Source organism: Agromyces sp. NPDC058484 (assembly GCF_042720415.1).
In the GTDB taxonomy this organism is placed as follows: Bacteria; Actinomycetota; Actinomycetes; order Actinomycetales; family Microbacteriaceae; genus Agromyces.
Window position 1 is genome coordinate 1 of record NZ_JBHXMP010000025.1, and the last position, 11,318, is coordinate 11,318.

The window sequence follows — 11,318 nt, forward strand, 5'->3', positions numbered from 1 at the left end:
CAGCGCTGTCGGTCGTGTGGGACGCACGCGGGTGGAACTGGTTCAAGTCGACAGAGATCGAATGGGCAGACGCCGAGGACGAAGCCGCCTGACCACACCACCACAGCTGACGTCAGGAACCCGTGACCGATACCGAAGAGTCTCGCCACGGCCCGCCGTCGTGCTCAGCGCCGGGACAGGACCCCGAGCTCCTGTGACGCGACCGTAGCGGTGTCGGGTGCGTTGTCGTCGCCCGGAGCCGGTGCCGCCGCGAGCGCCGCCGCGACCCGGACGGGAATGGGGCGACGTTTCGCGCGACCGATCGCACGCAGCGACACCGCCCACTGCAGCCCGTAGCCGATCAGGAAGACCAGCAGCGTGAAGATCAACGCCATCGCCGCCCCCTGATCGGGCGCGTAGAGCTGCGCCGACCGCGGGTTGATCATCGCGTACATGTACACCGACAGCGGCCGCGACTCCGGCGTCGCAAGGAACGCCGGCAGGGTGAACTCGTTGGTGCCGAGGATGAACATCTGGATCCACACGGCGAAGACCGTCGGCATCAGGAGCGGCACGACGACCTTCCGAAAGCCCTCCAACCGGCTGGCGCCGCTGACCAGCGCGGCCTCCTCCAGCTCCTTCCGGATCTGCAGCGTCGCGCTGTACCCGGATCGGTAGGCGACCGACACGCGGAACGAATAGGCGATGATGAGCGCAGCGATGGTGCCGACCAACGGGATCACCGGGTTGATCACCATGAACGTGAGGAACATCGCGAAACCGGCGATGACCGCGGGGATTGCGACCGACGACGAAGCGAACAGGTCCATGCTCTTCGTCCACCCGGTTGACCGGCTCCGGGCGATCCCGTAGGCGAGCACCGTCGCCGCGACACAGGCGATCGTGGCGCTGCCGCCGGCGATGATCAGCGTGCGTGCGAGCGATGCCCAGAACTCGCCGTCGCCGAGGACGAGCCCGAAGGAGGTGAATCGGGTCTGCTCGGCCAGGGCCTGGAAGGAGAACGCGATCGGGAAGGGCGTGATCGCAGCCCAGAACAGCGCGAACAGCGGGAGGATCGCCGTGAGCAGCACGAAGATGAACACCGCAATGAGCACGGGGATGCGCCAGATACCGAGTTTCATGACTGTGGGGCGGAACCCCTTGCCCGAGACCGATGCGCGCCGCTCAGCGTCCCGCGTCGCCCGCAGGTAGATCACGAACGCGATCGTCGTGATCACGAGGAACACGCACCCCCATGCTGCGGCCAGGCCGTACTGCGGCAGCTCGCCCGCTCCGGCGCTGATGAGCGTCCAGAGCTTGAGGGCGAAGATCGACTGGCCCGAGTCCTGTCCGAACAGCAACGGCACTTCGAGGCTGCCGAGTCCGAGGATGAACGTCAGCACGGTCACGCCGAGCAGGCCCGGCCACAGCATCGGAAGAGTGACACGGCGCAGGGTCTGAGCCCAGGACGCTCCGGAGACGCGAGCGGATTCCTCGAGCGACCCGTCCATGTTGGTGAGGATCGGCACGATCATCAGGTACGGGAAGGTCACGTTCGTGAGTGCCTGGATCACGATCATCGTGGAGAACGCGTACGGATCGATCGTGACGCCCCCCATCCCGGGTATGGCACGTAGGAGCTGATTGAGTACCCCGGTCTCCGGCGAGAGCATCAGAAGGTAGGCCTGTGCCTTGACGATCGGCGGAATGATGAACGGCACGATGACGAGTAAGGAGATCACTCGCCGGAACGGGGCATCCGTTCGCACCGTCACCCATGCGAGCCCGAACGCGATCAGGAGCGAGAGTACCGTCGAGCCGCCGACGAAGGCGGCGGTCGACCCGATCACCGCCCAGAAGTCGTCACGCAGGCTCCACAGGGTCACGAAGTTCTCGACCGACCATTTCGCCGAGGAGACCCCGAACGGAAGGAACGGACCACGGAACGCGGTGATCACCTGAACGACCAGCGGGATCGCGAGAAGAAGGAAGATCACCGTTCCGGCGATGATCGTCGCGACCGTCATCGTGGTCGGCCGGGTGCGCCCGGCCCTCGTGGTCCGTCCTGCCTTGAACATGCGTTATCCGTTCATCGCCTTGTCAGCGGCGTCGATCATGGCGATCCACTCGTCGCGGGTGTCCTGGGTCTCGGTTTCCGCTCCCTTCTCCAGGCCCAGCAGCAGCGCGTCGGCGTTGGTCTTCATCAGGCCGCTCGCCTCCGCGAACACCGAGGACGGGAGCCCGGCGTAGGGCACCTGCGTCGTGGAGAACTGCTCGTCGGTCATGCGGAGCTCGATCCACTCCGGGTCGTATGCGTTCCACAACGACCACAACATGGCGCCGGCCGGGTTCTTCGCGTCCGTGTTCACACCGGAGAACTGCGCGAACACGCCGTTGTGCTCGAACGGCGACACGCTGAGGCTCGGGTTCGGGTTGAACAAGGTCTGTCCGAGCGCGACCGGGATGTCGCCGCTGGACAGCGGCTGGTTCTGGTCTTCGACCACCTGCATGTTGCCCGACGACTTCAGCTCGGTGATGAGATCGACCATGGCGTCCTCACCCTCCGCCATGCCGTAGCCCGAGAAGGTGATCGGATTGTAGTTCGCGATCGAGACCTTGCCCTGGTACATCGGGTCCAGGAGCCCGTCCAGGGTCGCGGGCACCTCGATCTTGTCGGTGTTGACCTGCATCAGCGAACCGTTGATGCTGTCGGGCAGCATCTCGGGGGCGCCGATCGTGAAGAACTCCTCGGGAACGCCGAAACTCGGCCAGTCGACCTCGGCCCAATAGCCCTCATCGGTCATCGCGGCCGCCGAGACGAGCGAGCCGGACAGAACGTCGGTGTTGCGCGACGCCGTCGTCTTGGCCGAGATGATCGCCGAAGACAGGTTGTAGGTGAGGCCGCGCGTCTCGATCTTCAGGTCGGGGTACCGCTTGTTGAACTCTGCGATCACCTCGGGCGAGAGCTCGTACCAGTCCCAGATCACCAGGCGGCCGCCGTCGGCCTTCTTGGCCGTCTCGTAGAGCGCGTCCATCTGGCGGTCGATCTCGGGCCAGAAGTCCTCGTAGAAGTTCTCGCACCGGGTGATCAGGCCGAGGTCGACGGCGTCGCAGGGCGCGAGCTCTGCGCCGCCGTCGATCGGCTCGATCGCGCTCGATGCAGTTTCCGACGAGGCGCAGGAGCTCAGCAGCAGCATCCCTGCCGCCGAAAGGGCGATGAGCCCCATTCGCGTGTGTCGTGATTTCATGATCCGGAATGTCCTCTCTGACGTGGATCTCTCGGGTGCGGGTGGTGCAGGGCTATGCCGTGAGCACGCGACAGGCGTGCGGTGGGAGTTCGAGATGGATCGTGCTGCCCGTGGACGGTGAGTTCTGCGGGGCACCCCGGGCGACAAGACTGCCGACCACGGTCTGTCCGCTCAGGACCTCGACCTCGTACTCGACGATCTCGCCGAGGAACTCGACCCGCACCACGCGGGCGGGCAGCACGTTCGGGCGATCGGGTGCGACTTCATGCCAGCGCACGCCCTCGGGCCTGAAGGTGATGGTGACGTCTTCGCCCTTCCCGACTCCGCGCGGGCAGGGCGTGATCATGCGGGTTCCGAATGCTTCGACGAGGGCATCACCGTTCTCGTCGCGGTCGCGGACGACGGCGGAGATCATGTTGACCCGGCCCACGAAATCGGCCACGAAGCGGTCGGCGGGTTGGAAGTACAGTTCGCGCGGTGAAGCCTCCTGCACGATGCGGCCCCCGTTCATCACGGCGACCCGGTCCGACATCGACAGCGCCTCGGACTGGTCGTGCGTGACGTAGAGGGCGGTGATGCCGAGGCTCTGCTGGAGCCTGCGCAGCTCGTTGCGCATCGTGTCCCGCAGCTTCGCGTCGAGGTTCGACAGCGGCTCGTCCAACAGCAGCAGCCGCGGACGGTGGGCCAGGGCCCGGGCGAGGGCGAGTCGCTGCTGCTGGCCGCCGGAGAGCGCGGTGGCCGGTCGGTGCGCGAACCCGTCGAGCTGGACGAGCTCCAGCGCCTCCATCGCCCGCTTCCTGGCTTCGTGCTTCGGCAGCTTGCCCGCCGAGACCCGCAGCGGGAAGACCGCGTTGTCGAACACGCTCATATGCGGCCAGATCGCGTAGTTCTGGAACACCATGCCGATGTCGCGCTTGTCGGGCGAGACGTGCTCGGTTCCGGTGGAGAGCACCTTGCCGTCGAGGGAGATCCGCCCTCCGTTGCTGTTCTCGAGGCCGGCCACGCATCGCAGGGTGGTCGTCTTCCCGCACCCGGAGGGGCCGAGGAGCGAGTAGAACATGCCGGGCTCGATCGTGAAGGTGACTCCCTTCACGACCGGAACCTCCGCACCATCCAGCTCGTAGTGCTTCTCCAGGCCGTCGACGACGAGTCGACCGCCGCCATCGCCTGCATTCACCGCCATCTTCGACTCTCCGATGACGGAACGGGTGGAGGGGGCCTTCGACGACGCGGTCTGCGGGCGCTGCTGGTACGACGTCGTCATCGACGGCCTCCTATGAAAGCGTTTTGTATTCTGGATCCAATTGATCGCTGAATGCAGGCAAGACAAGCACAGATCTCGCAATACGGCAATGCCCGGCCGGAGGGCGCGGGCGGGACGGGCATTCTCATCCATGGGTGCGGCAAAATAAGCCTTGACCAGGAACTTTCACGCCTCAACCTAGGGCACCGGTGTACCAGTCGGCCCGTTCCCCGAGTGAATCGGCATAGCTCCTCTCAAGAAAAGCTATGGGACACCGCAATCAGGCCGACGGAGAGGGTGCGATGCCCGAACCGTCATGTCGCGGTCGCATTTCGGCATTGTCGCTTGACGCGTTCGGCTGGCATTCTCGCTCCATATCCGGCATCGGATGTCAGGGCCTCGGCTTCTCGCGTCGACCGGCGGCCGCACGAGGGGCTGGAACACACGACGCCCACTGAAGTTGCGCGGCGTCCTCAACGCCGTGCGCGCTGCCGGCGACGGCGCACTGCGCCGGGGACTGGTCACGGTCAGCTGCCGCCGAGCCCGCTACCGCGGCGCCGCTGAGCGCGTCGTTCTCGGTTGGGGCGGACACCGCGGTCGACTACCGACCCTCATTCGTCGATGCCGCCGGCGGCAAGGCACTCCTCCCTGGTGTGTGGGCCGCGGCGCAGGAAATCCCTGCGGGATCCGTCGCAGTGCCCCTTGCCGATGTCGAGGACGCCGTGCGGAGCCTGGTCCGTCAGGCTCGCATCGTCGCCGAGGGCGCGGGGGCACTGTCGGCCGCGGCGATCTGGAGCGGGCGAGTGACTTCCGGAAACGTGGTCGGCGTCGTCAGCGGCGGCAACATCGACCCGGGCGTTCTGGCGGGAATCCTGCAGGGAACACGTCTGCCGTGATCGCACCTGGCCGGGGCGCCGGCCGGACGCGATGCACCTGCCGCGGGCTCGCCCGTCTCTACTGCTCGGCGGCGGTGACGGGCGGCCGGTCGGCGGCGGGTGCTCCGGTCGGCTGCGGACCGCCCCACGCGACCGTGACCCTCGGCTTGGCGAAGAACAGCACCACGGCGGCGCCGACCGCGAAGCCGACGACCGACAACCAGAGCGACTGGCTCATCGCCGTGGCGAAACCGTCGACGAACTGCGGCGGCAGCCCGCCCGCGCCCGCCTCGCCGCCCAAGCCGCCGGCCCCGTCGCCGAAGCCGGGCAACTCGGCCGCGAGGCGCGCGTTGAGCAGGGCGGTGATCGCGGCGCTGCCGAGCACCGATCCGATCTGGCGGGTCATGTTGTAGACCCCCGAGCCGGCGCCCGCCTGGGCGCGCGGCAGGTTGCGCGTCGCCGACGAGCCGAGCGGTGCGAACACGCCCGTGATGCCGACGCCGAGCAGGGCGTTCGGCAGCAGCAGCATCCAGAACTCCATGTCGGGAGTGAGCCAGAGCGCCGTCCAGGCGAGCGCGATCGCGACGATCGAGAACCCCATGAAGGCGACCCATTTGGGATCGATCCGGTCGGAGAGCTTGCCGATGAACGGCGACATCGCACCAGAGATCACCGCCATCGGCAGGAGCATGAGCGCGGCCTGGGTCGGGTCGAGTCCGCGGGCGATCTGGTAGTAGAACGCGAGTGGCAGCGGCATCGCCGTGATCGAGAGTCCCACGAGCGTGATCGCGACGTTGGAGAGCGAGAAGTTGCGATCGCGGAAGAGTCCGAGCGGCAGCAGCGGCTCGGCGCGGCTGAGCCTCTGCCACACCACGAATCCGGCGAGCACGACGATGCCCGTGATGATGAGCCCCCAGACGGTGATCGGCCCGGCGATCGTGCCCCAGTCGTAGGTCTCGCCCTCCTGTATGCCGAACACGACCAGGAACATGCCGACGCCGCTGAGCACGACGCCGAGCCAGTCGAAGCGGTGGGCGTGCGTCTCGAGCTTCGGCACGAGACGCCATGCGGCGACGAACGCCACGACGCCCACCGGCACGTTGACGAAGAAGATCCACTCCCAGCCGAGGCCGTCGACGAGTACGCCGCCGAGGATCGGTCCGACGAGCATCGCGACCCCCGCAACGGCGCCCCAGAGGCCCATCGCAGCGCCGCGCTGGTTCGGCGGGAAGATCCGCGTGATCACGGCCATCGTCTGCGGCGTCATGAGCGCAGCCCCGAACCCCTGCAGAGCGCGCGCGGCGATGAGCACGCCGATACTGCCCGAGAAGCCGCACAGAACTGAGGCCAGCGTGAAGACGACGAGTCCGATGAGGTAGATGCGCTTGGGCCCGAACCGATCGCCGAGCCTGCCGGTGATGAGCAGCGGCACCGCGTACGCCAGCAGATACGCACTCGTCACCCAGAGCACCGCGGTGATGTCGGTCTGCAGGTCGTCGAGGATCGCCGGGTTCGCGATCGACACGATCGTCGAGTCGACGAGGATCATGAAGAAGCCGGTGACGAGCGCCCACAGGGCGGGCCAGGGCTTTGCGGTCTGGTTCATTGTCGGCCTTCAGGTGGAGTGGATGAATCGGGGTGGGGCCAGTGCAACTCGCCCGCGTCGAGTTCTTCGATCGTCTGCGCGATCCAGCGCGACTCGGCCTCGAGCATGGCGCGGGTGTAGTGCACATCGAGCACGAAGTACCGATCGAGGCCCTTCGCCGCGATGCGCCCGAGCGCAGCGTCCACGAATCGGATCGACGCCGAGATCTCCTCGCGTCGATCGCCGAGCAGCCGCGCCACGTCGGAGGCCGGCAGGTTGCGCGCCTCGCGGATGGCGACCGGGAACTCGGGATACTCGTTGACGTACTGTCCGAGCATCGCGGCGAGCGAATCGCGCAACGCCTGCCGACCGGCATCCGTGACCGCGTAGACGGTCCGTTCGGGTCGGTGACCCGCGCGCTCGACGCTCCTCGCGGCGATGAGCCCGTCGGCGGCGAGCCGCTCGACGGCCCGGTAGAGCGAGCCGGCGCTCACCTTGACGACACGATCCTCGCGTCGCTGGAGCATCAGCTGGTACATCTCGTACGGATGCATCTCCCGCTCGGCGAGCAACGCCAGAGCGGAGACCGCGAGCGGAGTGAGTCGCGTCATCGGCTTCTCCCCTTGTCGTCTCGACCGAAAACTATTCCGACCGGAATAATACGCGTGGAACAAACAGTTGACAAGCCGGTCTCGGGTCTCTCCCGGACGGAATCGGCCGAGAACCGGTTCGCTGAACACACATCGACCCCGCGCCGCCGCGGTTCAGCGCGGCGGGCGGGGTCGAGGACGTCCGGCGGAGGTCAGCCGGCGAAGGGGGCTGCCGAGTTCGGCAGCCCGACGATCGGCTCGCCCAGGAGCGGTGTAGAGACGGCGTAGATTCCGTGGTTGGCGAACACCCAGATGAGGTTGCGGTCCCACTCTACGAAGACGCCGTGCACCGGCGCCGCGAGGTCGTCGTCGTCCTTCAGCCCCATCGGGGGAACGAAGTAGGCCCCGACCTTCGGTTCCTCGGGATCGCGCACGTCGAAGATCTGAAGTCCTGCGGCGTAGAACGCATACGGGATGACCGCGCCGTGCGGCGTGCCGGTGTTGGTGAAGTAGCCCGAACGCTTGGGACCGAACGAGCCGCGACGCTGCGCCCAGTCGGTGAACGGCGCTTCGGCCGGCGGCAGCGGGCGCGGCAGGATCCGCACCAACTTGGGCTGGGTCGGGTCGCTCACATCGATCTGGTAGATCTCCTTCGCGGGCTCGTAGCAGTCGGTGTTCATCGGGTAACCCGAGACGTACACGTACCCGGTCTCCTCGACCTGGGTCGTGTCGACATTGTCGCCCTCGGTACCGGCCACGCTGTCGGGGAGTTCGCACCAGCCCACGTGGTGGATGTTCTCGGGGTCGGACACGTCGAGCACGAAGAAGCCCTGGCCGCCCTGTGCCGCGTAGCCGTACTTGTATCCCGACTCGACCGACCGCGGCATGAAGATGCCCATCCGCGAGCCGAACCACGAGGTCTTGTTGTTCCAGCGGGGGTTGTTCGCCAGGTACTCCGAGTCGGCTTCCTCGCCCTTCCGGGTCCCCGGCACCCACCAGGTGGACAGGTGCTTCGGGTTGGCCGGGTCGGAGACATCGTAGGCGGCGTGACCGGCGGCCCACAGCGTGGTCTTGTATGGCTGGTTGGTGAACGTGTTGTCGGGAGCGGTCGCGACGAACAGGTACTTGTCGCCGTAGTAGACCGGCAGGTCGAGGACCCCGTTGCCCTCCTGGATCTCGTCGGGCCCGTGGTTCGGGTCGGTCGAGACCTGGGTCAGCACGGTCCAGTCTCGGGGCGACGGACCGTTCATCTCCCAGACCCGGAAGCCGCGCAGGCCCTCCCACTCCGTGAGCTGGCCCTCGACCGTGTCGTCGATGTGCTTGTTGGCGACGCGACCCTTCAGGAAGTAGCGAGGCGTCTCACTGGCCTGGATGGCGATGTGCTTGCCGAGCTTCTCGTTGTACTGCACCGTGGTCGCACCGAACTGGGGACGGGGATCACCCCAGCCCCACTGCTCCTCGTCGACGATCTTCAGGTCGCGCGGATCGGTGATGTCGTACAGCTTCCAGTGGTTGCCGCCGCCGTAGTGCAGCATGTAACGCGTGTCGTCCCAGTCGTAGATCGCCTGCCATGAATGGCTCGTGTTCACCACGATGGGGTAGAACGCCTCCGCGGTCGCGTTCAGGCTGTAGGTGTTCGGGTCGCGATAGTCGAGCTGGCCGGGCCAGTCTACGAACACGTCGCGCGGTACCGAGGGGGTGTGCGCCGGCGGCAGGAACGACCCGTCGGGCTGCATTCCCCAGCTCGACGGATCGGGATCGGCCGGCTCGCCGGCCACGCGCTCGAAGTCCTTCGGATCGTATTTCTTCGCATCGGGTACGTATGGGGAGCCGGCCATTTCGCCTCCAGGTTCGGCAGAAGTGAGGGATTCGAGACGACCCCTGACGGCATCGTCCCATCACAGCGTCGCCGGGCGGCCCGACGCTGTCCAATATCTAAACCGCACGCCGACATGACCATCAGGACATATCGGGCCCGCGCGGGCGATCGGTGATGAGATCATGCAAGCGACGAACGGAGGCATCGATGAGAGTCGGAGTGATCGGCCATGGGGCGATCGGAAGGCACCTGGTGGACCACATCCTGGCCACCGATGGCCTCGAGCTGTCGTTCGTGTTCACGCGCGGGCCGCTCTCGGCGGCGAACGTGCCGCCCGAGGCATCCGCGTCGCAGCTGACCGACGAACTGCTCGGGGCCACCGACCTCGTGATCGAGGCAGCCCACCCCGAGATCATCGCGAAGCATGGCGAACGGATCCTCGAACACGCCGACCTCATGGTGGTTTCGGCGGGAGGCCTGGTCGACGACGCGCAGCGCGAGCGGCTCATCACGACCGCGCGACGCCACGGGCGACGCATCGTGGTTCCGCACGGCGCGCTCACCGGCCTCGAATCGCTCGCGGGCCGTTCATCCGCGTGGACCGCGGCGACCATCACCTTCGTGAAACCCCCCAGCGCGTTCGAACCGGCTCCGCCGGATTCCGGCGCGCGGTCGGTGCTCTACGACGGCCCCGTGCGCGGCGTGGCCGCGAGGTACCCGCGGAACGTCAACGCCATGGTCACGTTCGCCTTGGCGACGGCCGGCCTCGATGACAGCCGGGCCGTGCTGGTCAGCGATCCGGCCCAGTCGTTCGCCACCCTGGACTTCGAGGTGACGGGGGCGGATGGCGGCACGCTGCGCGTGACCAAGCACCAGCCGCTCATCGGTGTGTCCGGCTCCGAGATGCCCGACGCGATCGTGCATTCGCTGATGACGTACGCGGGCGGGCGGGCTGGGCTCTGGTTCGGTTGACGCCGGTACGGAAGCTCAGGCGAGGTCGCGTCGCTCGGACTGCGCGTACTCGCGTTCGGCCTCGGCCAGCCGGGCGCCCTCCTCGCGCAGGTGGACGAGCAGCGCGGCGGTCGCCGCCGAAGGCGCCCGGTCCTTGAGCATCGTGACGCCCACCGAGCGACGGATCGAGCTCAGCGGGGTGGGGAGGATCCGCAGCTCGCGGTCGTCGACGGCGATGAACATCGGGAGGGCCGCGATGACGTCGGTGGAGACCAGCAGGTTTCGCAGGGTCAGCATCGAGGTGCACTCCACGCGATCGGCGGGAAGCGGGATGCCCTCGTGGAAGAACACCGCCTCGAGCTCGGCGCGCAGGGCGGTCTGCGCGACCGGGAAGATCCACGGGTAGGCGACGAGGTCGGCCAGCGACACCTTCGGCCGGCCGTGCACGGGGTGCCCGGCACGCGCGACGAGGCGGATCGGCTCCTGGTGGAGCCGCTCCTGCTCCAATCGCACCGGAACCGTCGGGGAGAGCCGGCCCACCGTGAGGTCGAGATCGCCCGCGAGCAGCAGTTGCTGGAGCGTGTCGGGCGTACCCTCGCGCACGACCACGGTCAGACGCGGATGCTCCGCCTTCAGGGCGGCGATGGCCCGGGGCAGCAGCAGATTCGAGCCGGCCAAATGCGTGCCGACCGTGACCGTGCCGAGCTGACCCGATTGCAGCAGCCGCACCTCCTCACCCGCGGTGCGCAGTTCGGCGAGCACCGAGCGGGCTCGATCGATGAACGACCGCCCGTACTCCGTCGGGGTCACGCCTCGGGGCAGCCGCTCGAAGAGCGGCACGCCGAGCAGCTCCTCGACTTCGCGCAGCCCGCGCGTGACCACCGGCTGTGTGATGTGCAACGACTCCGCGGCGCGCACGATCGTGCCCTCGTCGGCGATGGCGGTGACGAGCACGAGGTGCCGGATCTTCAGCCGGCCGTCGAGGAGGCGATCAGTGGCCACGTTTCGGAAGGATAGCCGAACGGGCA

At 67.4% G+C, this 11,318-nt stretch carries 9 protein-coding genes; 2 read left to right on the forward strand and 7 right to left on the reverse strand.

Features of this window, described 5'->3' with window-relative positions; all coding sequences use genetic code 11:
• Positions 1-164: 164 nt before the first annotated feature.
• From ACFWN7_RS16565 to ACFWN7_RS16575, 3 genes are read right to left on the reverse strand one after another with little or no spacing between them, the layout of a single operon-like run.
• A complete protein-coding gene (locus ACFWN7_RS16565) occupies positions 165-2,057 on the reverse strand; it encodes an ABC transporter permease (protein WP_376939961.1) in 1,893 nt (630 codons plus the stop codon).
• 3 nt (positions 2,058-2,060) lie between these two features.
• Positions 2,061-3,227 carry an ABC transporter substrate-binding protein gene (locus tag ACFWN7_RS16570; protein ID WP_376939962.1) on the reverse strand — a complete coding sequence of 389 codons (1,167 nt, stop codon included), beginning with the start codon at positions 3,225-3,227 and terminating at the stop codon, positions 2,061-2,063.
• A 52-nt stretch (positions 3,228-3,279) separates the two neighbouring features.
• A complete protein-coding gene (locus tag ACFWN7_RS16575) occupies positions 3,280-4,491 on the reverse strand; it encodes an ABC transporter ATP-binding protein (protein WP_376939963.1) in 1,212 nt (403 codons plus the stop codon).
• Between the two features lie 674 nt (positions 4,492-5,165).
• Here ACFWN7_RS16575 and ACFWN7_RS16580 point away from each other — a divergent pair.
• Entirely contained in the window at positions 5,166-5,366 is a 201-nt protein-coding gene (locus tag ACFWN7_RS16580) for a hypothetical protein (protein WP_376939964.1), read from the forward strand.
• A 58-nt stretch (positions 5,367-5,424) separates the two neighbouring features.
• On the opposite strand, the gene ACFWN7_RS16585 is transcribed toward ACFWN7_RS16580, so the two are convergent.
• From ACFWN7_RS16585 to ACFWN7_RS16595, 3 genes are all read right to left on the reverse strand, one after another.
• On the reverse strand, positions 5,425-6,951 hold the full coding sequence (locus tag ACFWN7_RS16585; RefSeq protein ID WP_376939965.1) for a DHA2 family efflux MFS transporter permease subunit: 1,527 nt from the start codon (positions 6,949-6,951) through the stop codon (positions 5,425-5,427).
• Positions 6,948-7,541: a PadR family transcriptional regulator gene (locus tag ACFWN7_RS16590; RefSeq protein ID WP_376939966.1), complete on the reverse strand. Its 594-nt coding sequence runs from the start codon at positions 7,539-7,541 to the stop codon at positions 6,948-6,950. Before ACFWN7_RS16590 ends, ACFWN7_RS16585 begins: the two co-directional genes overlap by 4 nt.
• 191 nt (positions 7,542-7,732) lie before the next feature.
• Positions 7,733-9,358 carry a hypothetical protein gene (locus ACFWN7_RS16595; RefSeq protein ID WP_376939967.1) on the reverse strand — a complete coding sequence of 542 codons (1,626 nt, stop codon included), beginning with the start codon at positions 9,356-9,358 and terminating at the stop codon, positions 7,733-7,735.
• A gap of 188 nt (positions 9,359-9,546) precedes the next feature.
• On the opposite strand from ACFWN7_RS16595, the gene ACFWN7_RS16600 reads away from it, so the two are divergent.
• Positions 9,547-10,311 carry an aspartate dehydrogenase domain-containing protein gene (locus ACFWN7_RS16600; RefSeq protein WP_376939968.1) on the forward strand — a complete coding sequence of 255 codons (765 nt, stop codon included), beginning with the start codon at positions 9,547-9,549 and terminating at the stop codon, positions 10,309-10,311.
• Positions 10,312-10,326: 15 nt separating this feature from the next.
• Here the strand turns inward: ACFWN7_RS16600 and ACFWN7_RS16605 are convergent, their stop codons facing one another.
• Entirely contained in the window at positions 10,327-11,292 is a 966-nt protein-coding gene (locus ACFWN7_RS16605) for a LysR substrate-binding domain-containing protein (protein WP_376939969.1), read from the reverse strand.
• Between the last annotated feature and the right edge of the window lie 26 nt (positions 11,293-11,318).